At 55.1% G+C, this 25,145-nt stretch carries 25 protein-coding genes and 2 riboswitches; of the genes, 18 read left to right on the plus strand and 7 right to left on the minus strand.

Annotated elements, in window-relative coordinates:
- Positions 1-103 precede the first annotated feature (103 nt).
- A complete protein-coding gene (fabG, locus tag AUQ41_RS15280; RefSeq protein ID WP_063089167.1) occupies positions 104-883 on the plus strand; it encodes a 3-oxoacyl-ACP reductase FabG in 780 nt (259 codons plus the stop codon).
- 82 nt (positions 884-965) lie between these two features.
- Here the strand turns inward: fabG and AUQ41_RS15285 are convergent, their stop codons facing one another.
- Together AUQ41_RS15285 and AUQ41_RS15290 are read right to left on the minus strand one after the other, a co-directional pair.
- A complete protein-coding gene (locus AUQ41_RS15285; protein WP_063089168.1) occupies positions 966-1,499 on the minus strand; it encodes a dihydrofolate reductase family protein in 534 nt (177 codons plus the stop codon).
- A 162-nt stretch (positions 1,500-1,661) separates the two neighbouring features.
- Positions 1,662-3,101 carry an L-serine ammonia-lyase gene (locus tag AUQ41_RS15290; RefSeq protein WP_063089169.1) on the minus strand — a complete coding sequence of 480 codons (1,440 nt, stop codon included), beginning with the start codon at positions 3,099-3,101 and terminating at the stop codon, positions 1,662-1,664.
- 69 nt (positions 3,102-3,170) lie between these two features.
- Positions 3,171-3,292, minus strand: a riboswitch (glycine riboswitch).
- A 2-nt stretch (positions 3,293-3,294) separates the two neighbouring features.
- A riboswitch (glycine riboswitch) is annotated at positions 3,295-3,400 on the minus strand.
- A 273-nt stretch (positions 3,401-3,673) separates the two neighbouring features.
- Between AUQ41_RS15290 and gpmI the strand changes: the two genes are divergently transcribed.
- The 10 genes from gpmI (at position 3,674) to AUQ41_RS15340 (ending at position 14,158) form a co-directional block, all read left to right on the plus strand.
- Entirely contained in the window at positions 3,674-5,266 is a 1,593-nt protein-coding gene (gene gpmI, locus AUQ41_RS15295) for a 2,3-bisphosphoglycerate-independent phosphoglycerate mutase (protein ID WP_063089170.1), read from the plus strand.
- Positions 5,244-6,599, plus strand: coding sequence for a murein hydrolase activator EnvC (locus tag AUQ41_RS15300; protein WP_063089171.1), 1,356 nt, complete (start codon positions 5,244-5,246; stop codon positions 6,597-6,599). The genes gpmI and AUQ41_RS15300 overlap by 23 nt, the downstream gene beginning before the upstream one ends.
- Positions 6,596-7,897, plus strand: a complete 1,302-nt coding sequence (locus AUQ41_RS15305) for a S41 family peptidase (RefSeq protein WP_063089172.1) — start codon at positions 6,596-6,598, stop codon at positions 7,895-7,897. The genes AUQ41_RS15300 and AUQ41_RS15305 overlap by 4 nt, the downstream gene beginning before the upstream one ends.
- 34 nt (positions 7,898-7,931) lie before the next feature.
- Positions 7,932-9,512 (plus strand): divergent polysaccharide deacetylase family protein, encoded by a 1,581-nt coding sequence (locus tag AUQ41_RS15310; protein ID WP_232308413.1) that lies wholly within the window; start codon positions 7,932-7,934, stop codon positions 9,510-9,512.
- Between the two features lie 42 nt (positions 9,513-9,554).
- Entirely contained in the window at positions 9,555-10,082 is a 528-nt protein-coding gene (locus AUQ41_RS15315; protein ID WP_008889836.1) for an RNA pyrophosphohydrolase, read from the plus strand.
- Between the two features lie 78 nt (positions 10,083-10,160).
- Positions 10,161-10,349, plus strand: coding sequence for a hypothetical protein (locus AUQ41_RS15320; protein ID WP_008889835.1), 189 nt, complete (start codon positions 10,161-10,163; stop codon positions 10,347-10,349).
- A gap of 121 nt (positions 10,350-10,470) precedes the next feature.
- Positions 10,471-11,277 carry a methyltransferase domain-containing protein gene (locus tag AUQ41_RS15325; protein WP_063089173.1) on the plus strand — a complete coding sequence of 269 codons (807 nt, stop codon included), beginning with the start codon at positions 10,471-10,473 and terminating at the stop codon, positions 11,275-11,277.
- A gap of 36 nt (positions 11,278-11,313) precedes the next feature.
- A complete protein-coding gene (locus AUQ41_RS15330; protein WP_063089174.1) occupies positions 11,314-12,159 on the plus strand; it encodes an alpha/beta fold hydrolase in 846 nt (281 codons plus the stop codon).
- A gap of 280 nt (positions 12,160-12,439) precedes the next feature.
- A complete protein-coding gene (locus AUQ41_RS15335) occupies positions 12,440-13,054 on the plus strand; it encodes a hypothetical protein (protein WP_063089175.1) in 615 nt (204 codons plus the stop codon).
- A 117-nt stretch (positions 13,055-13,171) separates the two neighbouring features.
- Entirely contained in the window at positions 13,172-14,158 is a 987-nt protein-coding gene (locus AUQ41_RS15340) for a squalene/phytoene synthase family protein (RefSeq protein WP_063089176.1), read from the plus strand.
- 75 nt (positions 14,159-14,233) lie between these two features.
- On the opposite strand, the gene pgk is transcribed toward AUQ41_RS15340, so the two are convergent.
- The 4 genes from pgk to AUQ41_RS15360 form a co-directional block, all read right to left on the minus strand.
- Positions 14,234-15,430, minus strand: a complete 1,197-nt coding sequence (gene pgk, locus AUQ41_RS15345; protein ID WP_063089177.1) for a phosphoglycerate kinase — start codon at positions 15,428-15,430, stop codon at positions 14,234-14,236.
- A gap of 151 nt (positions 15,431-15,581) precedes the next feature.
- On the minus strand, positions 15,582-16,427 hold the full coding sequence (gene dapF / locus AUQ41_RS15350; protein ID WP_063089363.1) for a diaminopimelate epimerase: 846 nt from the start codon (positions 16,425-16,427) through the stop codon (positions 15,582-15,584).
- Positions 16,428-16,501: 74 nt separating this feature from the next.
- The gene (locus AUQ41_RS15355; RefSeq protein WP_063089178.1) at positions 16,502-17,164 is read right to left on the minus strand and encodes a TVP38/TMEM64 family protein; all 663 of its coding nucleotides are present in this window, start codon (positions 17,162-17,164) and stop codon (positions 16,502-16,504) included.
- A gap of 6 nt (positions 17,165-17,170) precedes the next feature.
- Entirely contained in the window at positions 17,171-17,941 is a 771-nt protein-coding gene (locus tag AUQ41_RS15360; protein WP_063089179.1) for an SDR family oxidoreductase, read from the minus strand.
- A gap of 90 nt (positions 17,942-18,031) precedes the next feature.
- Between AUQ41_RS15360 and AUQ41_RS15365 the strand changes: the two genes are divergently transcribed.
- Complete coding sequence (locus AUQ41_RS15365; protein ID WP_063089180.1) at positions 18,032-18,616, plus strand: Crp/Fnr family transcriptional regulator; 585 nt, start codon at positions 18,032-18,034, stop codon at positions 18,614-18,616.
- On the opposite strand, the gene AUQ41_RS15370 is transcribed toward AUQ41_RS15365, so the two are convergent.
- The gene (locus AUQ41_RS15370; protein ID WP_063089181.1) at positions 18,580-19,086 is read right to left on the minus strand and encodes a hypothetical protein; all 507 of its coding nucleotides are present in this window, start codon (positions 19,084-19,086) and stop codon (positions 18,580-18,582) included. The genes AUQ41_RS15365 and AUQ41_RS15370 overlap by 37 nt on opposite strands.
- A gap of 418 nt (positions 19,087-19,504) precedes the next feature.
- Between AUQ41_RS15370 and ccoN the strand changes: the two genes are divergently transcribed.
- The 6 genes from ccoN to AUQ41_RS15395 all read left to right on the plus strand — a co-directional run bounded on the left by ccoN (position 19,505) and on the right by AUQ41_RS15395 (position 25,143).
- Entirely contained in the window at positions 19,505-20,962 is a 1,458-nt protein-coding gene (gene ccoN / locus AUQ41_RS15375; protein WP_008889827.1) for a cytochrome-c oxidase, cbb3-type subunit I, read from the plus strand.
- A gap of 14 nt (positions 20,963-20,976) precedes the next feature.
- Entirely contained in the window at positions 20,977-21,708 is a 732-nt protein-coding gene (gene ccoO, locus AUQ41_RS15380; protein WP_063089182.1) for a cytochrome-c oxidase, cbb3-type subunit II, read from the plus strand.
- A gap of 15 nt (positions 21,709-21,723) precedes the next feature.
- Positions 21,724-21,885 (plus strand): cbb3-type cytochrome c oxidase subunit 3, encoded by a 162-nt coding sequence (locus AUQ41_RS20575; RefSeq protein ID WP_008889825.1) that lies wholly within the window; start codon positions 21,724-21,726, stop codon positions 21,883-21,885.
- Positions 21,886-21,900: 15 nt separating this feature from the next.
- The gene (ccoP, locus tag AUQ41_RS15385; protein ID WP_063089183.1) at positions 21,901-22,773 is read left to right on the plus strand and encodes a cytochrome-c oxidase, cbb3-type subunit III; all 873 of its coding nucleotides are present in this window, start codon (positions 21,901-21,903) and stop codon (positions 22,771-22,773) included.
- Positions 22,774-23,086: 313 nt separating this feature from the next.
- Positions 23,087-24,592, plus strand: a complete 1,506-nt coding sequence (gene ccoG, locus AUQ41_RS15390; protein ID WP_063089184.1) for a cytochrome c oxidase accessory protein CcoG — start codon at positions 23,087-23,089, stop codon at positions 24,590-24,592.
- Positions 24,593-24,624: 32 nt separating this feature from the next.
- Positions 24,625-25,143, plus strand: a complete 519-nt coding sequence (locus AUQ41_RS15395; RefSeq protein WP_008889822.1) for a FixH family protein — start codon at positions 24,625-24,627, stop codon at positions 25,141-25,143.
- Positions 25,144-25,145: the final 2 nt, after the last annotated feature.

A 25,145-nucleotide genomic window follows, 5' to 3' on the forward strand; every position in this document is an offset into this window, starting at 1 on the left:
AATCATCAAGAAAACATAACGCAGCGCACAATCAGGGAACCGGCAATCCGCAGCACACCGCAAAGCTGACGCATTGCCCAATGACTTCACGAAAGGATCGACCATGCTGACTTCGATTTCCGGCAAGAGCGTCATCGTCACCGGTGGCTCAAAGGGCATTGGCAAGGGCATCGCCAAGGTATTTGCCAGCAAGGGTGGAAAGGTCATGATCGCCGCCCGCACCGAAAAGGACGCGGCCGCGACGGTGGATGAAATCAATGCCGCCGGGGGCACCGCCGACATGTTCCTGTGTGATGTCTCGGATTTTGATCAGGTAAGCGCGCTTGCCGACTACACGGCCAAAACCTATGGCGGGATTGATATCCTATGTGCCAATGCCGGCATCTTTCCGCAGGTCAAGATGGTCGATATGACAGCCGATGACTGGGATCAGGTGATGTCGACCAACCTTAAAAGCAGCTTCCTGTGCGTAAAGGCCTGCATTCCCTATTTCGAAAAAGGCGGCAAGGGCCGCGTGGTGATCACGTCCTCGATCACCGGGCCGATCACCGGTTATCCGGGGTGGTCGCACTATGGTGCGTCAAAGGCCGGTCAGCTTGGTTTTATCAAGACGGCCGCCATGGAATTGTCGCGCTATAACACGACAATCAATGCCGTCATGCCCGGCAACATCATGACAGAGGGCCTAGCCGATCTTGGCGAGGATTATCTGAGCTCGATGGCGAACTCGATCCCGCTGAAACGTCTGGGCAGTGTCGAGGATATCGCCAATGCTGCCCTGTTCTTTGCATCCGATGAAGCGGCCTATATCACCGGCCAGCAGATCGTGGTCGATGGCGGGCAGATCCTGCCAGAATCGCTTGAGGCACTTGAAGAGATCTAAGCCTTCATCCTGCGCCAAAAACGGCACAGGAACACAAAGCCCGCATCCGGTTCACCAGATGCGGGCTTGTTTGTTTTCGGGCTTAGGCCAAACCGTATTGGCTGCGCACGACGCCGGAATTGTACCGTTCGGACGCCAGAAGACGGGGTTTGATCCCCCCGGCGTCACGCCCGAACAATGAAATGCCGGACCCCAGCACTTCCGGGATGGTAAAGATATCAAGCTGATCGGCGAAACCGCCAAACAGGAACTGTGTGACCACACTGCCCCCGCCGACGACCCAGATATCACCATCTGCCGACCGCCGGTCGCGCAATTGATCGACCAGTTCGATGATACTCCCGCCATAGGCCTCAGTATTGGCAGGCCGATCTTTGGGCAGTTCGCGTGAAGTCAAAACGATTGTGCGGCGGGCCTCATAGGGCCAGTCGCCAAATTCCATCACCTGATCAAAGGTGTTTCGCCCGATGATCAGCGTACCGACGGAGTCCAGAAAGTCATCAAAGCCGAACTCGGCCGGGTCATATTCCCCCAACCAGTCCACCGCACCATTAGCACGCGCAATGAAGCCATCCAGACTGACCGCGATGTAAATGCGGAACAGTTTTTTGCTCATGTCTATGTCCAACCGATATTGGGGTCTTTGCCCCTATTTTTAGTCGGCAAATCATAGCAAAACACCAACCGCAAGTCGCAAGAAACAAGAACAGAAAACCGCCTAATTTACATTGCAGATGTCAAAAATCCCGGTTTTCCGCCCTATTCTTAAGAGTTGGGATCAGCACTCGACCACGTTGACATTGACCGCAAGACCACCCTGACTGGTTTCCTTGTACTTGCTTTGCATGTCGAGTCCCGTCTGGCGCATGGTCTCGATCACCTTATCAAGCGACACGGTATGCTGGCCGTCACCGCGCAATGCCAGACGCGCAGCATTGATCGCCTTGACCGCGCCCATGGTGTTGCGTTCGATGCAGGGCACCTGCACCAGACCGCCAATCGGATCGCAGGTCAGGCCAAGGTTATGTTCCATCCCGATCTCGGCAGCGTTTTCGACCTGTTCGGGCGTTCCGCCCAGCACGGCACACAGCGCACCGGCCGCCATTGAACAGGCAACACCGACCTCGCCCTGACAACCAACTTCGGCCGCCGAGATTGAGGCGCGCTTTTTATAGATCGATCCGATGGCCGCCGCGGTCAGAAGGAATTCACGGATTTTGTGCTGATTGGCGTTGGCACCGAACTTTTCGTAATAACGCAGAACGGCGGGAATAACGCCGGCCGCCCCGTTGGTTGGTGCGGTCACTACCCGCCCGCCTGCGGCGTTTTCTTCGTTCACGGCTAGGGCATAAAGATTGACCCAGTCAATCACCGTCAGCGGGTCACGCAGGCCGGCTTCGGGCTTTTCGGTCAGTTCCTTGTAAAGGTTCGATGCCCTGCGTTTGACATTCAGGCCACCGGGCAAGATACCGTCGGTTTTGATGCCACGATCAATGCAGCTCATCATCGCTTCATGAACGCGATCAACAAAGGCGATGGTTTCATCAGAGCTGCGCCAGCTTTGTTCGTTCTCCATCATGATTTCCGCGATGGAGCGCCCTTCGCGCTTGCATATTTCCATCAGCTCATCGGCGGACGAAAACGGAAATGGCAAGGTGATGTTATCTCCGGAATATTCCGCACCGTGATCGTCACTGGATACGATAAAGCCACCCCCGACCGAGAAATATTCCTGGGTATGGATTTTCACGCCATCATGGTCAAAGGCGGTAATCCGCATGCCATTGGGATGCTGCGGCAAGGTTTCGGTGAAATGAAACACCAGATTGGTATCGCGATTAAACGCAACCGGATACTGCCCGTAAAGCTGCAACTGGCTGGTTTCATCTATCGCCTTCACAGTCGGCACGATATCATCAGGATCGATATTGCGCGGGCGCTTGCCATTCAGGCCCATGATCACCGCGGTATCGGTTGCGTGCCCCTTGCCGGTCAGGGCAAGCGATCCATAAAGATCAACCACGACACTGCCGGTCTTTTGCAAAAGATTGCGCGCCTCAAGTTCAAGGCAGAAACGATATCCCGCGCGCATCGGGCCAACCGTATGCGAACTCGAAGGACCGATACCAATCGTGTAAAGGTCAACAACCGACAGGTTGACGTCATGTTGGGATTTCTTTTGCGATCCCGAAGATGGATCGGTCGCGGGATTTGTCATCAAGGGCCTCCTTCACGGCTCAATAACGCGCTTGTTTTCGCGCTGTTTACGAACCGGTGTTTTTGCCCCCTCTGTCCCTTGACCTGAGATTATCCGCCCTGCCCGATCAAGATCGGCTTGGGGCGTTCATCCTTCGGTGGAAACCTGACCAGAGCTTTCTCCCAGGCGCTTTTTGGTTTCTCTCTCCAGAGCCTCTTCCGTGACGGTCCATCTGCCTGAGAGTGTTTATGAGGCATTGCTCCTTCGGCGCCGCACATCATGCAAATCGCGTGATATCCGAACTCTCCCGTCACGGTGCGAGATAACATTTCTGCCACCTCAGAGGTTCACCGTCAGATTGAACACTATCTGCGTCTTTAGACACTGTCAAAAGAACTGGTTTGCATCTGCAAAATTTTCTGCGGCAGATGCTGTTAAGCAACGGTAATCGTGCTAAATTGCCCGGGTAATTGATGTACCTGTCGTGTGCGAAGACTGACCCACCCTGTCCGCATGGCGGGATTGATGGCGAAAGAGCCCGTAAGTCACCATATTTACGGGACATTCAGCCTTTTCCTTTATCTGTGGGGTTTATGAACGTGACTGTATCGAATTCCGTAAAGCGCCCGCGCCCTGTGGTGCTGTGCATTCTGGACGGCTGGGGTTATCGCGAAGAAAGCAAGGACAACGCTGTCGCCCTTGCCAACACGCCTGTCTGGGATGACCTTTACGCCAACAATCCGACCGGGTTCCTCAAGGCCTGTGGTCTGGATGTTGGCCTGCCCGAAGGTCAGATGGGCAACTCGGAAGTCGGTCACATGAACCTGGGTGCTGGCCGTGTGGTCATGCAGGAACTGCCCAAAATTGACGAGGCGGTCAAAACCGGCAGCATCGCCGATACCGACACCGTCAAAAAGATCATTGCCAAACTTTCCGATTCCAAGGGCGTTTGCCATATCGCGGGTCTTCTGTCCGAAGGCGGGGTGCATTCCCATCAGGCCCACATGGCGGCCCTGGCCAAGATCATTGCGGGTGCAGGCGTGCCGGTGAAAATTCACGCCTATCTTGATGGCCGTGATACCGCACCGAAAAGTGCCGCCAAGTTCCTTGAGAAATTCCGCGCCCTGATTGGTGATGCCAATGTTGAAATCGCCACCGTCACCGGCCGTTATTACGCCATGGACCGCGACAACCGTTGGGAACGTGTAAGCCAGGCCTATTTCACCATGGTTCAGGGCAAAAATTACGCCGATGGCCGCAGTGCTGACAGTGCGGAGGCCGCGATTGCCAACGCCTATGAAGCCGGCACCACCGATGAATTTGTTCTGCCGACCGTGATTGGCGATTATGACGGCATGAAGGATGGCGACGGCCTTCTGATGACCAATTTCCGGGCGGACCGCGCACGTGAAATCCTTGCCGCCCTTTGCGCACCGGAATTTGACGGCTTTGATCGCGGCACGCCGGTCAAGTTCGCCGTTCAGGCCGGGATGGTCGAATATTCGTCCGAACATGCCAAATACATGGATGCGATCTATCCGCCGCAGACCCTGCCAAACATCTTTGGCGAAGTGGTTTCCAAAGCCGGCATGAAGCAGCTTCGCATCGCCGAGACCGAAAAATACCCGCACGTTTCGTTCTTCTTTAACGGCGGCGAAGAACAGGTATTCGAGGGCGAGGACCGCATTCTGGTCGCGTCTCCCAAAGTCGCGACTTATGATCTTCAGCCTGAAATGTCGGCACCGGAAGTGACCGAAAAACTGGTCGCTGCCATCAAGTCGGAAAAATACGACACCATCATCCTGAACTTTGCCAACCCGGACATGGTCGGCCATAGCGGCATTCTTGAAGCCGCAATGAAGGCCGCAGAAGCGGTTGATACCTGCCTTGGCAAGGTGATTGACGCAATCAAGTCGGTCGGCGGCGTTGCCTTTGTTACCGCCGATCACGGCAACTGCGAAGTGATGGTCGATCCGGAAACAGGTGAACCGCACACGGCACATACACTTAATCTCGTTCCGACCATCCTTGTTAACGGTCCGGAAGGGGTAACATTGGAAGATGGTCGTTTGGCCGATGTCGCACCGACCTTGCTGCAATTGCTTGGCGTGCCGCAACCGGCAGAAATGACTGGTAAACCCTTGCTTAAGGGCCTGAAACAGAATGACGCGCTTCTTGCGAGCTAAGTTAGCTTATGAGATCGCCCTGCCTGCGCTGATCGCTTTTGCGGTTTTTGCTGCAGGCGGGCCTGCGCCTTCTTTTGCCCAATCGCTGCAAAAGGTTGATCAGCAACTTGATCAACTTGAAAACCAGCTTTCCGAACAACAAAAACAGGAAGAGTTCCTGTCGCGTAAATCACGGGAACTCTGGACCGAGGAACAAGCCCTTCAGTCCGAGGCGATATCTGTCGCCAGACGCACCCAGCGTCTTGAAACCACGCTGACCGAACTGGAAGATCAGCTCGAAACGCTTGAAGCACGTGAAAAGGTTGCGGCCACCAGCCTTGAAGACAAGGCCGGGCAGTATGCTCGCATCCTGATGGCCCTGCAGCGCCTGTCGACCACCCCGCCCGAAGCAGTCATTGCCCTGCCGACATCGCCGCAGGATACGTTGCGTTCGGCAGTGTTGCTTAAGGCCGCCTTGCCCGGTGTCGAACAGCATGCCCGCGATCTGCGCAAGGAACTGGGCGAGATTGCCACGCTGCGCGAAGATATTCGCAATCGTCGCAGCGAGTTGGCCGCTGCCACCCAGGAATTGCAACAAGAACGCGCATCCCTTGCCGCCCTTCTGGATGAAAAGCGCCGCCTGCGCGCCCAGACAGAGGCCGAAGCCGAAGAAGCCGCCAAGGCCGTAAGTGTGCTTGCCGATGAAGCCAAATCGCTGGGCGAGCTTTTGCGTAATCTGGAAAATCGTGCCGAAGGGCTGCCGCGCCCGCGCGCGCGTCCGGAAGTTCGTGTTGCGAAACGTACCGAACCGGATGCAGACACGCTTGGTGCAACAACAATTGCCAAAAACACTCCGCCACCGCCGCCCGAAAGCAAATCTGATGCGGGCAAGACCGGTGGCACCGATACAAGCGACGAAGAATTCGCTGTTGGCAGCTCGATCACACTGGCACAAGGCAACCTCCGCATGCCCGCCAGTGGTAAAGTGGTTACACTTTTTGGTGAAAAATCACGCGGCCCGGATGGTTTGACCGTAAACAGATCCAAGGGAATTGAGATCAGCACACGCGCAAATGCGCAGGTTGTCTCACCTTTTGACGGCAAAGTTGTCTTTGCTGGCCCCTTCCGCGGGTATGGCCGCCTCTTGATTATCGAACACGGCGAAGGATACCATAGCCTTATCGCCGGTTTTGATCGGCTGGACAGTGTGGTAGGACAATATCTATTGGCGGGCGAACCTGTTGGTATTATGGGTGAAACTTCGCCAAAACTATATCTGGAGATGCGCCAGAACGGGGAAGCAATCAATCCGCTTCCATGGCTGGCCTCGAAAAACGGCAAGGTAAGTGGATGAAAACCTCACGATTGGCAGTACTCGCACTCGCGACCGGCATGACTATCGGCCTTGCGTCGCCAGTTTTGGCGCAATCTTCAACCTCCTCGGCTGAGACCTATCGGCTGCTCAACCTGTTTGGCGATGTGTTTGAACAGGTCAAAAGCAAATATGTTGAAGAAGTCGATGACAAAAAACTGATCGAAGCGGCCATCAACGGTATGCTGACATCGCTTGATCCGCATTCCTCATATCTGAATATGGATAATTTCGAGGAAATGCAGGTCGATACCCGCGGCGAATTCGGTGGTCTTGGCATCGAAGTCACGATGGAAGACGGCTTTGTCAAAGTCATCGCGCCGATCTATGACACGCCGGCCGAAAAGGCTGGCCTTCAGCCGGGCGACTTCATTACGCATATCGATGGCACCGCCATTCGCGGCATGACGCTGAATGACGCGGTCGAGATGATGCGCGGCAAGGTCAATACCGACATCGTCCTGACCATCATCCGCAAGGGCGAACAGGCACCGTTCGATGTCACCCTGACCCGTGCGGTGATCAAGATCCAGTCGGTCCGCGCCGAACCGAAAGACGATATCGGCTATATCCGTATCACCAAATTCAACGAACAGACCGCCAGCGGCCTGCAACGCGCCATTGCTGACATGCGCGAAGAAATCGGCCCGGAAATCAAGGGACTGGTGATCGACCTGCGCAACAACCCGGGTGGCTTGCTTGATCAGGCGATCTCGGTTTCCGATGCCTTCCTTGATAAGGGTGAAATCGTATCGACCCGTCCGCGTGATACCGAAAACACCGAACGGTACAACGCACGCAGCGGTGACCTCAGCGAAGGTTTGCCGATTGTGGTTCTGATCAATGATGGTTCTGCCTCGGCATCCGAAATTGTTGCAGGCGCGCTTCAGGATCACCGCCGTGCGGTCATTATGGGTACGCGGAGCTTTGGCAAGGGATCGGTCCAGACCATCCTGCCGATGCCCGGAAACGTGGCACTTCGTCTGACCACGGCGCGCTATTACACGCCATCGGGCAAATCCATTCAGGAAGTCGGCATTGTGCCGGACATCATCGTTCCGCAGGCACGTGTCGAAAGCATCGAGGCGGATACCCGTCGCTCCGAAGCATCGCTTAGTGGCGCCCTTCGCAACGAGGACGAAGGCATCACAGATGCGGAACAGGATGCAAATTCCCGCCGTGACGAGGCCGAACAGCTGGCGATTGATGATTATCAGCTGTCGCGTGCGCTTGACATGATCCGGGGTATTTCGCTGTTTGGCCCGCGTCCGAATGGGTAAGGTTGGACCCGGCATCGTGAGAGACTAGTTGCGCGTGTTCAGGAAAATCCTAAATTCCCTGCCGTTCCGAAAGAAAAAGAACGGTGACATCGACGAGGACATGGCCAGTGATCTGGCCGACGACCTTGGCGACGGGATGACTGACGCCGACGACGATGAAGACAACGTCAATCTCGATGACTTGCCCTTTAATGAACTGCCGATCGAAGTGCAGTTCAAACGAATGCCGAAGCGACCGAAATCACGGCGCAGCTGGCTTTCGAAACTGCTGATCATCACCCTGTTCCTGTCGCCGTTTTGCGCAACAGCGGTCGCGATGATCCCGGTGCTTGATCCGGAAACCGGCTGGCGGCTGTTTCATGCTGGCGGACCGGAAGCCACGATCACGGTTCCGGGCACCGAACGCGAACTGCAAGAAGAAATCGCGCGCGGTGTTAAGGACATTCAGGATCGCGATCGCGCAGCAATGGAGGCTGCCAATGGCGCAAATGGCCAAGGCCAGTCGGCCGAAGACATTGCCGGCAACCTTGATGGCGTTTCCGATCTGATCGGAACACCGGGGGCAACCGATGGCTCCGGTGATGGCGCACCGACACCAGAAGAACTCGCTGCCCTGATCGAGGAAGAAGGATCGTTTGACGAACCAATCGAACCCGATCCCTTGCGCCCGGCCCCCTTGCCCGGTCTTGACGAGGAAGGCAGTTTTGGCCGCATCCCGCGTATCGGCGATGATGGCACCACACCGTTTGAAGCCTACAAGCGCCCGTTCGAACTGCCCGAAGGTACCCCCGTTGTCGCGGTTATGCTGACCGGTGTTGGCCTGAACGAAGAACGCACCGACGCGGCCATCAATGATCTGCCCTTGAACATTTCACTGGCGATTTCGCCCTATGCCCGCGATCTGCAAACGGTTGCCCGCGAAGCACGCGCCATGGGTCACGAGGTCTTCCTTGAACTTCCGATGGAACCGGCGGACTTCCCGCTGTCAGACCCCGGACCGCGCGCACTTTTGACATCCCTCTCAGAGGGTGAAAACCTTGTCCGTCTGGAATGGTTGCTGGCACGTTTCCCGGGCTATGCCGGCCTGGTCAGTCGTCAGGGATCGAAATTTGGTAGCTTGGATAGTGCCATTCGCCCGGTGATCGAATTCATTTCGCGTACCGGCCTTATGTATGTCGAAGGCACCGGAAGCGGTGTCGCCAGCTATGGCGCGCAACTTGCGGCAAACGACGGAACACCGAATGCGATCAGCAATGTCATCATCGATGACACGCCAAGCCGCCGCCACATCGACAGGCGATTGGCCGAACTGGTCGAGATCGCCAAACGCAATGGCGTTGCCGTCGGGATTGCGCAATCCTATCCGGTGACGATCCAGCGACTGCGCAACTGGGCCTTCCGCCTGAAACGTCAGGGCGTCGTTCTGGTCCCGGTCAGTGCCGTTTCAGGCCAGCAGGTCACGCCGCAATCTGCCGACGAGGCAGAGGCCGCCCGCCTTGAAGCCGAACAACGCGAACGTGAGGTCATGGCAGAACAGGCCGAGCAGGAAGAAGCGCTTTCGGAGCCTGCCGATCCGGCGGAGCCCGACGAACCCGCCAACACAATCGAGAACTAATGACAGATGCCGGTACTCCGGCCCCGTCAGTCAGGAGCAGTCATGGCAAAGAAGTCCGACACCCCGAACGCAGACAAAGTCACGGCAGATGATCTTCCGTATCGGCCATGCGTCGGTATTGCCCTGTTTAACGCAGACGGATTGGTCTGGATGGGCAACCGTTTCGGGTTTGAAGGCGCCTGGCAACTGCCGCAAGGCGGTATTGATGACGGCGAAACGCCGATTGAAGCCGCCATGCGCGAACTCAAGGAAGAAATCGGCACCGACAAGGCTGAAATCATTTCTGAAACACCGAACTGGCTGACCTATGACCTGCCCGAACACCTGATTGGCAAGGCCTTCAAGGGCAAGTATCGCGGCCAGAAACAGAAATGGTTCGCCATGCGCTTTACCGGCAAGGACAAACACATCAATATTGATGTCCCGGATCCAGAATTTGACAGCTGGCGCTGGAACGATCTGGCGACCCTGCCGGACCTTATCGTGCCTTTCAAAAGGCCGGTTTATTTACAAATTGCCGCCGAGTTTCATGACATACCGCAAAGAATTCGCGAAAAGGGTCAGGCATAAGATGATGTTTGCGGTTTGATCGCAGTACAGTTTTCGATAAATTTGAATAACAAACATTCGGCTTAGAGGAGTTCCAACATGGGTATGGATCGGTTGATCTTTGGTGTTCTGACCATCGTGGTCGGTCTTTTCGGCCTGTTTTACGCGTCAGGTTCGCAGGACGGTTATTCCTACTTCGTCGGACTTGCGATGTTCATTGGTGCCGTGCTGTTCATGTTCCATCTGATCAAGGGCCATTATGACCAGCTTGAAGCGTCCGATCACTGATCGCTGCGTTTGATGTGTCATCGGATTTCTGCGCCCCAACCTCTGGTCTGGGGCGCTTGTTTTTGGCGGCACCTCTCCTCGATGCTTCAAATGACATCCGAAACGCGATAAGACTTTCCCCATGAGCAATACACACTGGGATCCCGCCCGTTACGGTTTGTTTGGCAATGAACGCCTGCGACCGGCCATCGATCTGATTTCCCGTTTGCCCAAACCGGCAAGCGGGTTTTCACCCCGTCATATTGTCGACCTTGGCTGTGGCCCGGGTTCAGTAACAGCCATACTTGCCGATGCATATGGTTCAAGCGATCCTGACGGACCGCGTATCACAGGTGTTGATTCGTCAGACGAGATGCTTGAAACCGCGCGCAAGCGGGATGAAAACATCACTTGGCAAAAGGCCGACATCGCCGACTGGCAGCCGGACGCGCCAGTTGATCTGCTGTTTTCCAATGCGGCCCTGCACTGGGTACCCGATCACTCAAAACTGTTTCCGCGCCTTCTCGAACATCTTCGCCCCGGCGGCATTATCGCCATTCAGGTGCCCAACAATTTCCTGGCACCCAGCCACCAGTTGATCGGCGAAGCGGGGATGGACTGGCGCAAGGAAGTGGCAACCGCGATGCATGCGGCCCGCATCATGCGCCCGGGTGATTATTTCGATGTGCTGACACCCGCATGTGATGAAGTCGACCTTTGGCAAACGCAATATTGTCACGTGCTGACCGGGCCAGACGCGGTCTATAACTGGACCAGTTCGACCATCCTGCGTCCTGTCATGGATGCCCTGCCCGATGATGAAGCGCGCGCAAAATTCACTGCGAAATACAAGGAACGGCTTAATCAGGTCTATCCGTCACGCGATGACGGACGTACCCTGTTTCCTTTCAATCGCCTGTTCATGATCGCCCGCAAGAAGTCCGCCTGACGATCCGAACAAGACATCCCTGACAAGGAGTACCCCATGGCCGATTTTCGCGAACATTTCGTCAAATGCTGTGGCTATGAAGTCCATGTCAGGGCTTGGGGAAATCCGGCCAATCGACCGCTTCTAATGATGCACGGGCTGGCGCGTCTGGCTGATGACTTTGACCATGTCGCACCGCATTTTACCGACAAATACTATGTTCTTTGCCCATCAATGATCGGGCGGGGATTTTCCGGTTGGGCCAGCGATCCGGACACGGAATACACCGTGCCCTTCTATGTCGCCCAGATGTTTGAACTGCTCGATCATTTCAACATCGACACCTGCGACTGGATCGGCACATCCATGGGTGGCCTGATTGGCCTTTACGCCACAACCGAAGTCGCCGGACGTATCGAACGGCTGGTGCTTAATGACATTGGCCCAGAACTTGATCCTGCTGCGGTTGCCCGCATCAAATCCTATGTCGGCGCGTCCCCGGAATTTGAAACCATCGACGAGGTCGAACAGCTTGTTCGTCTGGTTTATGCATCCTTCGGGGTGGCCGATGATGCGACATGGGCCTTTTTGGCGTCACGTTCCGTACGTCGCCTGCCCAATGGCAATTTCATGATGCATTACGACCCGCAAGTGATGCGCGTTTTTGCCGAACATATTGATAAATTTGATGCTTGGGCCGAATTTGAAGCCCTGCCCTGCCCGGTCATGCTGATCAGCGGCGAACAGTCCGATCTGATTCCGAAATCCATCGTCGATAAAATGAAACAGAAAAAACCACAAATGCCGGTTTTTGCAGTGGCGAACTGCGGGCACGCACCCCACTTAAATGATAAAGCGCAAATCGACGCAATTCGGGACTTTCTGAGCACGAGCACATCCTGACCGGCAATCCCCGGCAAAACACAGGATCAAGTCACGCCGGAAAACCCCGTCCGTCAAGAACCCGAAGAAGTTTGCTACGCGCCAATAACGCAGCAAGGGTTCAACGGTTGTTGGTTGGGACCGACAAAATCAAACCATTCAAGCGTCCGGCAAAGGACGCAGTCTGGCTGTTGCCTCGATTGCTGTGGTTATTTGATCACCTGTGGGCACAGGCGACATGAAAAAGCTGCATTGGCCAAATTGGGCAAAAAGACACCGGATATGGATATTTCTGACGGCTTTGCTGCATGCGGGCCTGGTTCAGAACCCCTCGGCTTTTGCCCAATCGCTGCAAACTGAACCAACATCGCAAACCGGCGTTACGTTGATCCCGGGCGGCAGCGCATTTGGCCCCGGTGGTATTTCATCCTCAAACCCAACCGGCTTTGATCGCAGCTTCACCCCGTCGGCACGCTATGGCCTGACGCTTGGTCCTGATGCAACAGATCCTCACAATCCGGCACAGTACTGGCTTGAATTTGGTGGCATGCCGCGTTCTGATCACGGCATGAATGCCCAGATCGGATTTGGCTATTCACCGTCCCCTGATGTTGGTTTTACCGTCGGCCCGTTCGTTGATCTTGATGCCGCGACGCCGGGCAATTTCGGTGTTTATCAGACCGATGCATTCGGTATGCAACATCGTGCACGTCCACGGTTCGGTTTTACCGGCACAGGCTTGACCAACGATGCCGGACTTGCCGGCTCACTGTCCTACATGCCGCTCGAAGATATCTGGATCGGTCTGCATGGCTCGGTTTCACGTGATTTGACCACAACGAACCCCAGCGACGGTCTACTTGATGGTATTGATGCCATGTTGGGGCTGACGGCTAGATACCGGATCCAGTTCTGATCATGCGATTGCGCACCGTATGCCAACGCCCCTTACAATTCCCAATTCGGATGTTGCGCAGCGCTGGCAGTGCTGTATGACTGTTTGAAAGCAAACCAACGGGACATCCAGACACGCATGAGCCATTCGCTCCCTCCTGAACACGCTGTACTTGGACCACCATTCGATGCCTGCAACGAACTGGCAGCCGCAAAGAATGCCAATCTGTATCGTGCCGCAATGCGCCTTTCGCCCGAACGGCAGCGTTTCTTTCTGGCAGCCTATGCCTCAATGCGTGTGATCGACGATATCGTCGATGACGGGTTCCTTGAATTGCCCGATGCCGAGCGCGATGCCCAACGCGAATTTGTCCTGCAAACCATTCATCAATGGCAAGCACAGGTCATTGCCGCCAAGGCAGATCTGGATAATCCCCTGCCCGAAAACGGCCCTTTGTCGGCTGAGGTCTATCAGGCCCTACGCCTGACCTTGGGACGCAGCGACCTTCCCGCAGATCCATGGATCGAACTGGCTGATGCGCTTCATCGTGACATCGCCGAAGAACCGATGGACGAATGGGAAGATTTTATCGCCTATTGCGAAGGGGCAACCGCGGCACCGGCATCGATTTTTGTTTATCTGTTGTCCGCCCGATATGACGCAGAGATCGGCTATACCTCGCCACTGACCAACCCGCCGCTCTATCACGCGCGGGACATGGCGATCTTTTGCTATATCATCCACATTCTGCGCGACCTGCCCGAAGACATCAAAGGCCCCGACCGCCTTGTCACCATCCCCTCGGAAGTCCTGATCGCTGCCGACATCACCCTTGGTGAAATTCGCAATGCCATCGGTCAGGGCAAATATGGTGATCTCGATTATCTTGGTAAAATCCTGCTCGAACATGCCTGGGAGCATTTCGAAACCGGGCAAGCCAGATCGGGTGAATTGCTGTCGGTTCTTGATACGGACGAGGCCGATACCTTATCGCGCCTGTTCACCGTCTATATCGAACTGGGCGGAGCCATGATGGAAAACGGCTACGCAGGATTCCTGACCGAACGCGATGAAATCATGCAAAGCACGGCCCAAAACAGCCTGCCTGACGTCAAAAAGGACTAGGCTTTCAAAGCCCGCCGCAAAAGAAAACCCCGCCAACTTGGCGGGGTTTGTTGTTTTGTGCCCAAACCAAATGGCTTAGCTGGCGCGAAGGGCCGCCACACCCGGAAGAGTCTTGCCTTCGAGCCATTCCAGAAACGCACCACCCGCGGTCGAGACATAGGAAAATGCCTGATCGGAATCGGCATGACGCAGGGCCGCGACCGTGTCACCGCCACCTGCAACCGACAGAAGTTTGCCGGCCTTGGTCAGTTCTGCGGCATGTTGGGCGACCGAAACGGTTGCAGTGTCAAACGGGGTAATTTCAAACGCACCCAACGGGCCGTTCCAGACCAGCGTTTCACAAGTCTCGAGACGCTTGTTCAGGTCTTCGATGGTTGCCGGACCGGCATCAAGGATCATACCATCGGCAGCGACGTCGTTGATGTCGCAAACATCATGCGGCGCATTGGCGGCAAATTCCTTGGCCACCAGACCATCAACCGGCAGGACGATTTCGCAATTGGCAGCTTCGGCTTTTTTGAAAATCTCACGCGCGGTATCAAGCAGGTCATGCTCGCACAGGGACTTGCCAACATTGACACCCTTTGCCGCCAGGAAGGTGTTGGCCATGCCACCGCCAATCACCAGCTGATCAACCTTGGCAACAAGGTTGCCCAGAAGATCAAGCTTGGTGGAAATCTTTGCACCGCCAACAATCGCCATCACCGGATGTTTTGGTGCTTCAAGCGCATTGCCAAGCGCTTCGAGTTCAGCCTGCATCAAACGACCAGCATAGGCCGGAAGCGCGCGTGCCAGACCCTCGGTCGAGGCGTGCGCACGGTGCGCACAGGAAAACGCGTCATTAACATACATATCGCCAAGCTTTGCCAGCTCAGTGACAAAGGCCGGGTCGTTCTTTTCTTCTTCGGCGTGGTAACGAAGGTTTTCCAGAAGGGCGATTTCGCCGTCTTTCAGGCTGTTGACCACGCTTGCCGCTGCGTCACCGATGCAGTCATCCGCAAACTTCACCGGACGGCCAAGCTGCTTGGCAAGGGCATCGGCAACCGGTTTCAGGCTCATTTCCGGGACGCGCGCACCTTTGGGACGACCGAAATGCGTAATCACCACCAGTTTCGCCCCGGCATCCGCCAGTTCGATCAGGCCCGGTACGGTGCGGTCAATACGAGTCGTATCGCCAACAACACCATCCTTCATCGGAACGTTAAGATCAGCGCGCAGCAAAACGCGCTTGCCAGCGACATTGACACCGTCAAGCGTATTGAAGTCAGCCATTATCTGAACCTGCTTTTGAGTTTCACAAAAGACGGGATTGGGTGTCCCGACATGGATTGAACCAAATCCTGATGCGCCTTGTTTTGCCCGATCACCTCATCCGACGCAAGGCCAGATCAAACCGGTCAAAAGACCAATCAGGAAAACCTGATCAATGGTTTCCCAGAAGGGACGCGTGCAAAAAGCCAGAAAAACTGGTCGCGACCGGACCGGTCATCAACACATGATCATCGGGCAGCCATTCAATGGTCAGTGGCCCGCCATCAAGGATCACTTCGACCTTGCGACCGGTCAGGCCACGGCGTGCCGCCGCAACACCAGCGGCACAGGCACCTGTCCCACACGCACGGGTCACGCCGACACCACGTTCCCAAACGCGCATGCGGATCTTGTTTTCATCGATGATGCTGCAAACTTCGATATTGGCGCGTTCCGGGAACATTTCATGATGTTCAAGCACCGGGCCGAATTTCTCGATATCAATGGACTCGGCGTCATCAACAAAGAAAACACCATGCGGATTGCCGACATTGACACCCACCGCATCTGAAAGCGGTCCGAGTGAGAGCGGAATATGGTTGGTATCGACCGCCTCGGACAGCGGAATGTCACGCCAATCCAGTTTGACCTGTCCCATATCAACCGTGACACGGCCATCGGCCAGACCATTGGCATCCAGCAAACCGACAACGGTTTCAATGATTACGTCTTTGCGGCCAAGTTCGCCCATGACGATATTGGCCACACAGCGGGTCGCATTGCCACACGCCTGAACCTCGCCGCCATCATTGTTGCGAATGCGCATGAAGGCATCGGCCAGATCATCGCGGGCCGGTTCGATGACGATCAACTGATCGCAACCAACCCCGGTTTTGCGATCGGCAATACGGGCAGCGGTCGCGTCATCAAGATCAAGCACAGCGGGATCGCGTCGTCCGTCAAAGACAACGAAATCATTTCCCAAACCATGCATTTTGACAAAAGGAATACCGTTCATACCCGCCTTATAGTCGTGATTCCAAAGCACGTCCATATGTGGGTTATTCACAGTGTGGCGCAACCTCGCCCTGATCAAACCCGGCGATGCGACCGTCTGTGATGACGGATCAGGAAAAACCAGCATAACCACATGACAACCGAAACTGTCGCAGCACCCCAAATGGCGGGCATCGGATCGGCGGCCGAACTTTGCGCGCCGAGCCAGGCACACACGATCACGTATGGAACCGTGCCGATAAGATAGCCAAAGCCGAACTTCGCAAATCGCATCCGGGTCACACCGGCCAGACAGCATGACACTTCGGGCAGGATCGGCATTGCACGGCAAATCATCAAAACAACCATGCCATAGCGAGAAAAGACCTCCTCCATCTCGCCTAGACGTGCTTCATCGGAAATGATCCGGCGCAGAACCGAACGGCCAAATTTCGTGCTGATCCCATATCCCATCGCACCAGCGGTGATCATGCCGGTTCCAGCTGCCAATGCGCCACCAATCGGCCCCAGAAAATATCCTGCCAACACGGTGACCGTCATGGTCGGCACGGCGATGAACAAATCCGCCACCAGAAGCGCAATGACAATCGTTGCGACAAGCCACGCATCGATTTGCTCGGCATATTCCAGCCAGCGCACGACATCATCGCGTTGCAAAAGCCCGGTTGCGATCAATATCCCGAAGGTCGCCGCAAAGCAGGTCGCAAGCACCAGTCCGGTTTTCAGAAGATCTTTCATGATCGCCTACCCCTTGCGCAAAATCGATTTCATCAGGGACGGCGACAACCGGGTGACCACCGGGATCAACCGTGCCTTGCCGACATAGATTTCATCCTGCCCGGCAAGAATGCCGTCATGGATGGCAAGGGCGGCCTGCTGTGCGGGGATCTTGGCAATGTCGCGGCTTGCGGTCATGGGGGTGTCGACCACCGGCAAGAACACCTCGCTGATGGCAATCGGCAGGTCTGCGGCAACAAGCTGGTAACGCAGGCTTTGCGAAAAGCTGTGAAGCGCAGCTTTGCTGGCGCAATAAATCGCACTGCCCGTCTTGGGGAAAAAGGCCAGCCCGGAAGACACATTGACGATGCGACTCCAGACCCCGGACCGTTGCGGTGTGCCGGTATGGCCCTGTTCTGTCCATGCCTTGATCACCGCATGACATATGCGGATGGGCGCCTGCAGGTTAATCGCAATTTCCCGATCCGCCAGAGACGCGCTGAATTCCACATCGGTCAAAACGCCCCTTTCTTGTACCGCGGCGTTATTGATCACAAGGTCAAGGCGCGGAACATCGCGGAAAGTATCGGCCATCATCGCATCAACGGATTCAGGATGCGCCAAATCGGCACACACGGTTTGCAAACCCGGATAGTGGTATTTCAGGTCATGAAGCTTCACCTCGGATCGGCCATGCGCGATCACGTTAAAACCCTGCGCATGATAAATGCCCAGCAATTCGCGTCCGATTCCCGATGTTGCCCCGGTAATAAGGACAGTTCCTGATTGTGTGTTCATATTGGCTTCCCATCCGCGTAGTCTGGCGTTCAGATCAGCGACAGTTGGCCATTACGCGGTGGGACTGGCATTAACCCGGGTTTATTGGGCATGAACATTTACGATTTGATCGAACAGCTCAGGGCTGATCCGGATCTGGCACCAAAGATACGGACCACAACCCATGCCAAAGGCAGCCAGATCATCAAACAGGGTGAGGTTTGCGGCGATGTGATTTTTCTTCGCAAAGGCCTCGCCCAGATGTCCTATGTCACATTCGAGGGCAAGGAATGGATCAAAAGCTTCTTTGCGGAAAATGCGATCATGGGAGCAAGGCGTTGCCAGATCCTGGGCGAGCCCAGCCACTTTGCCATCACATGTCTTGAGGACTGCGAAATTACCGCTGTGCCCTATGACGGCTTGCGCAAACTTGCCGCGCGTTCACCGGACCTGATGGCGATCTTTTTTGATTTCAACGAACAGGTCAGCATGCGCAAGGAAAAGCGCGAATACGAATTCCTGTGCCTGTCCGCCCAGGATCGATATCAGGGATTTCTTGAAGATTACGCCCATATCGTTCCGCGCCTGACACAGGCACAGATCGCAAGCTTTATCGGCATTACGCCAATCGCACTGTCGCGCATCCGAAAAAGGATAAATCAGGCAGAAAGTCGCGGGGTTGTCGGCGCACAATAGCGCACCTTGCTTGGCGCATAACCGGCCCGGGAAAAATAGGCCCTGAGACGTTCGTCCGGTTCACCAAGCGAGACATAGACATTGCTGCACGCATGCACGCGGGCAAGTCGGCTCATGGCGTCTCGCATGGCATCAAGGACATAGTCGCCTGACACGATTTCAACTGCCATCACATTGTCGACATGCAAGACAACGCCATCGGTCATGTCGTCGCGGACATAATACGAAAACAGTCCATGGATATAGCCGCGCTCGTTGGCGATCACGATGATGCCGCGCTCACGCTGCCAGAGGATGTCATCACCGTCGGTGCCTGCACCAACGGACTCCTTATTAACCGGCATGCAATACTGATCGACGAATGCACGCCAACGGTCAAAAGACATGTCGACTTTCAACATCTGAACCAGCGGATATGTCATATCCGCGGTCTGTGCTGTAAGTGGAAGTGACTTATAGGCTTCTGACATGATCCTGCCCTCTGGAATTTAGCAGATCATGCCGCAAATAAATCGGCCCCACCTTGATGTGCATCAACACCTTTTGAGGGTTTGGCGCGCATAAACACAGCCAGTACAGAAGTACCCAGCCGAAGGGCCAATACGTTTCCGCCGATTGAATTTCTGACGGGTTTGCAAGCCGAGATTGACGTAGGTCAATGGCTTTTGGATGAACTGTCCGCATACTCGCCGAACGAATTGGGAAACCTCGCCCGGAATAACGCGCCCTGACTTTCAGACAAGGTGCATTTTGGGTGGGGCTTTTTGTGCAGGTGGACCGAAGATCAAGAAGGTCGTCGGTTCATCGGGACTATTGAAACTGCCCGAGAGGGTTTTGGGCAGTTCACCCGACCACCTTGAACGGGAGTCAAGCATGAGCCAGGGGAGCATGGCACAGGCAGCATCGCCTTCAGTTGCTGTCAATTATAATATGGACGTTGTGCGCTGGGCCGCACTTGCGACCGTATTTTGGGGAGTAGTCGGATTTTTGGTGGGCGATGTCATTGCATGGCAGCTCGCATTTCCGGTTCTCAATTTTGATACAGAATTTCTGAACTTCGGACGCCTGCGTCCACTGCACACCTCGGCAGTGATCTTTGCCTTTGGCGGTAACGCGCTTCTGGCAACGTCATTCTATGTCGTGCAGCGTACCTGCCGCGCACCGCTTTATGGCGGCCGCGCACTTCCGGCGTTCGTGTTCTGGGGGTACCAGCTGTTCATCGTGATGGCGGCCATCGGTTATGTTACCGGTGTGACCCAGGGTCGTGAATATGCCGAACCGGAATGGTTCGTTGATATCTGGATCACGATCGTCTGGGTTTGCTATCTGGCAATGTTTGTCGGCACCCTTTTGAAACGTACCGAGCCGCACATTTACGTCGCGAACTGGTTCTATCTGGCCTTTATCGTGACCATTGCGATGCTCCATCTTGGCAACAACCTTGCCATTCCGGTCTCGTTTATGGGCACGAAGTCCTATTCGATGTTCTCTGGCGTGCAGGATGCATTGACCCAGTGGTGGTACGGCCATAACGCTGTGGGCTTCTTCCTGACGGCTGGCTTCCTCGGCATGATGTACTACTTCATTCCGAAACGTGCCGAACGTCCGGTTTATTCCTATCGCCTGTCGATCATCCACTTCTGGGCGCTGATCTTCCTGTATATCTGGGCTGGTCCGCACCACCTGCACTACACCGCACTTCCGGATTGGGCACAGACCCTTGGCATGACCTTCTCGATCATGCTGTGGATGCCGTCATGGGGGGGGATGATCAACGGTCTGATGACGCTTTCGGGCGCCTGGGACAAACTGCGCACGGATCCGGTTCTGCGTTTCATGGTCGCGGCTGTCGGTTTCTACGGCATGTCGACCTTCGAAGGCCCGGTCATGTCGATCAAGGCGGTCAACGGCCTGTCTCACTATACCGACTGGACCATTGGTCACGTGCATTCCGGTGCGCTTGGCTGGGTTGCCTTCGTATCGTTCGGTGCGATCTACTTCCTGATCCCGGTCCTTTGGCACCGTGAACGCCTGTATTCGATGCGCCTTGTGGCTCATCACTTCTGGCTCGGTACCATCGGGATCGTTCTTTACATCACCTCGATGTGGGTTTCGGGGATCATGCAGGGCCTGATGTGGCGCGCCTATGACGACCTTGGCTTCCTGCAGTATTCCTTCATCGAAACTGTCGAGGCAATGCATCCCTACTACATCATTCGTGCAACCGGTGGCCTGCTGTTCTTGCTGGGTTCGCTGCTGATGGTCTGGAACATCTACAAGACCATCAAGGGTGACCTCCGTAACGAAGCACCAATCGGCACACCTGCACCCGTTGCAGCCGAATAAGGGGGGAACCAGAGATGCTTCTTAAAAAACACCATATCGTAGAAAAGAACGTCTTCTTTCTGATCCTTGGTATTTTCCTGACCATCATCATCGGCGGTATCGTTGAAATTGTACCGTTGTTCACGATGGAACAGACCATTGAGAAAGTGGAAGGTGTCCGTCCCTATTCGCCACTCGAACAGGCCGGTCGTAACATCTATCTCCGTGAAGGGTGCTATAACTGCCATTCCCAGCAAATTCGTCCGTTCCGCGACGAAGTCGAACGGTATGGCCATTACAGCCTCGCAGCAGAATCGATGTATGACCATCCGTTCCAATGGGGATCGAAACGAACCGGTCCGGATCTGGCACGTGTCGGCGGAAAATATTCCAATGCATGGCACGTGGCCCATCTGATCGACCCGCGCGCGGTTGTGCCGGAATCGATCATGCCCGGCTATCCGTTCCTGGCGGAACGCAAACTGAATTTCGATGATGCCCAGGCACATCTCGAGACTCTCAAGATGGTAGGCGTTCCCTATACAGACGAGATGATCGAAGCCGCCAAGGCGGACCTTTACCTGCAGGCCAGCGAGGATGCCGCCTATGACGATGATTTCCTCGCGCGCTACCCGAATGCGGCAACAGGTGACTTTGACGGCAACCCGGCAGAACTGACCGAAATGGATGCGCTTGTTGCGTACCTTCAGGTCCTGGGCCAGATGGTCGACTTCACCACCTACAACCCGCAGATGAACCTGCGCTAATGCAAGGGGATCGTCATGGAATTCTTTACGCAACTCGCTGACTTTTTCCGCCCTCTGTGGGGTTTGTGGCTGATGCTGCTGTTCGGCGCAATTATTGCCTGGGTCATGTGGCCAAGCAAAAAGCGCAACAAGGACATGGAATCACATGCGCAGATCCCCTTCCGGGATCAGGATTGAGGGGAGAACAGAGCAATGTCGACAAAAGTCGAGAAAGATCAGGTATCAGGAACAGATACCACCGGTCATGAATGGGATGGCATCAAGGAACTGAATACCCCGCTGCCATCATGGTGGGTCTATGTCTTCTGGGTCACCTGCATCTGGTCGGTTGGCTACTGGGTGGTTTACCCGTCCTGGCCAACTGCCAATGATTATCTCAAAGGTACGTTTGGGACTACCAACCGCACCGAACTGCACGAAACCATGGCCAGTGTTGCGGCCGAGCGTGCCCCTTACATGGAACGTCTGGCAGCCCTGGATGTATCGGAAGTCGTCAATGACCCCGAACTTCTGAACTTCTCCATGGCTGGTGGCAAGGCTGTCTTTGCTGACAACTGCGCACCGTGCCACGGCACCGGTGGTGCGGGTAACCCGGGCTTCCCGTCGCTTCAGGATGATGCTTGGCTTTGGGGCGGTACACTTGAGGCGATCAACGAAACACTGCATGTTGGCATCCGCTGGGATGCCAATGAAGATACGCGCTTCAATGACATGCCGGCATTTGGTCGTGACGAACTGCTTGAACGCGACCAGATCGAAGATGTGGTCCAGTATGTTCTGTCATTCACGGACCGTGCAACTGACGCAGCAGCGGCAGATCGCGGTACGGTCGTTTTTGAGGAAAACTGCGCTTCTTGCCACGGTGAAGATGCCAAAGGCATTCAGGATCTCGGTGCACCGAACCTGACCGATGCCATCTGGCTCTATGGTGGTTCAAAAGAAACAATCACTGAAACGGTCATGAATTCTCGTCGCGGCGTCATGCCAGCATGGGAAGGCCGTCTGGACGAAGAAACCATCAAAATGCTGACGGTTTATGTCCACTCGCTCGGTGGCGGCCAGTAAGTCCACATACGAAGTCCGCATTCCAAGACAACTTTTCCGAAAAGGCCCGTGATTTGTGATCGCGGGCCTTTTTCTTTGTCGGACAGCTCACCAGCAACAATTCATACCAATATCGGCTAATAAATTGACATGTGTCATGGTGTGCAAGTCGGGTCTCTCGTATTTTCTGCCTGAGATTTGAATAATTAGAGTTTGCTCTGCAAAGCTGCCAGAAACCCAAGTTCTCCTGACAGACCAACCTTCAACGCGACTGGCGGGTTCGCCCCGCACAGAGAGCAGTCGCAAGGTTCAGAGCAACAACCAGGTAGCGAACATGGCCATGTCCACTTTGCAGCAACCAGATATCGAACCCAAAAACGTCCCGGACATCGTTGACGAAGGCGATTATGATGAAGTCCCGCTTTATAAAAAGCGCGACAAAGTCTATCCCAAACGTGTTTCCGGACGTTTCCGGAACCTGAAGTGGTTTGCGCTGATTGCACTTCTGGGCATTTACTGGGTCGTGCCATGGCTGCGCTGGGATCGTGGGCCAAGCGCACCGGATCAGGCCGTTCTGATCGATATGGATCTGGGGCGTGCCTATTTCTTCTTCATCGAAATCTGGCCGCAGGAAGTCTATTATATCACCGGCATCCTGATCATGGCCGCTGTGGGCTTGTTCCTTGCAACCTCCTTGTTCGGGCGTATCTGGTGCGGCTATGCCTGCCCGCAGACGGTGTGGACGGATCTGTTCATGCTGGTGGAACGCTATATTCAGGGTGACCGCAACGCCCGTGTCCGCCTCGACAAATCGAAATGGACGCTGGAAAAAATCTGGAAAATCAGTGCAACCCATCTGGCATGGATCATCATTTCCATGGCGACCGGTGGCGCTTTTGTCCTTTATTTCCACGACGCCCCGACCGTGATGGTCGATATTTTCACCGCCAATGCCACCTTTGGCACGTATGTCACCATCGCGTTCCTGACGGGTTCGACTTACCTTCTGGCAGGCTGGGCACGTGAACAGGTTTGCACCTATATGTGCCCGTGGCCACGCTTCCAGTCCGCCATGCTTGATGATGAAAGCATGATCGTCACCTATGAAAGCTGGCGCGGTGAAACGCGTGGTCCGATCAAACGTAAAAACCTTGTGCGCGGCGAAGTGCCCGAAACCGGCCACTGCATCGACTGCCACGCCTGTGTAAACGTTTGCCCGACCGGTATCGATATCCGCGATGGCCTGCAAATGGAGTGCATTGGTTGCGGGCTGTGCATCGATGCCTGTAACGAGATGATGGACAAGGTCGGCTTCCCGCGCGATCTGGTTCGGTTCGACTCGGTCCAGAACAGCCAACTGCGCGCGCAGGGCAAAGCCACACGTGTACGCATCATTCGCCCCAGAACGATATTCTATGCAGTGCTTCTGGTGCTCGTCGCTTCCGTCATGATGTTTGGTCTGGCCAACCGTTCGGTGCTTGAACTCAATGTTCTGCGTGACCGTAACCCGCTGTTCGTCGCCCTGTCTGATGGTGACGTGCGCAACGGCTATACCCTTAAGGTTCTCAACAAGGAACAGGCAGAAAAATCCTATGTTCTGTCGCTTGAAGGGATTGATGCAACTGATTTCCAGATCATCGGCCTGACTCCGAACCAGGACGGCACCTATGATCTGGACGTGGCCCCAGACCGGGTCGGCAGTTTCCGTGTCTTTGTGGCAGCTGATCCCCAAACACTTGATGGTAAATCGACACCATTTGAATTCACGGTGACCGATAAGGAAACCGGCAATACCGAAACATATGATACAGTGTTCGCCGGTCCGGAAAACGACCGCTGATCGCAGACGCGTTTCAGTTCAGGAGACAAGATATGGCAATGCAGATGACATCACCTTCCACAGATCAGAATGGCCCGCGCAAGTCAGATCGCTGGATTCCGTGGTATTTTGTCGGCGGCTTTGCCGTCATGCTGATTGCCAATATCTCGCTGATCACCTTTTCGATGACCAGCTGGAATGGCCTTGTGACCAAGCATGCCTTCGAAGAGGGCAACAACTATAACGCGGCCATTTCCGGTGCTGCCCGTCAGGAAGAACTGGGCTGGCGCAGCAAGCTTAGTGTCGATGGTGTCATTGATCAAAACGGCACCATCACCGTCCTGTTCCGCGACAAAGACTCCAACCCGATCACCGGGGCAAAAATGTCCATTGTGATGTCGCGGGCAGACCGTGATGATCTTGATACCACTATCGCGATGGCCGAAATCGCACCGGGTGAATATCGTGCAAGTGCTGCCTTCCCGGTTTATGGTCGTTGGCAATTGCGCACCATCGCCAACGCGATGGGGGATGATTATCAAACTGTCGAGTATGTCGTCGTAAATCCATGAAC

Source organism: Thalassospira sp. MCCC 1A02898 (assembly GCF_001618185.1).
GTDB classification, from domain to species: domain Bacteria; phylum Pseudomonadota; class Alphaproteobacteria; order Rhodospirillales; family Thalassospiraceae; genus Thalassospira; species Thalassospira tepidiphila.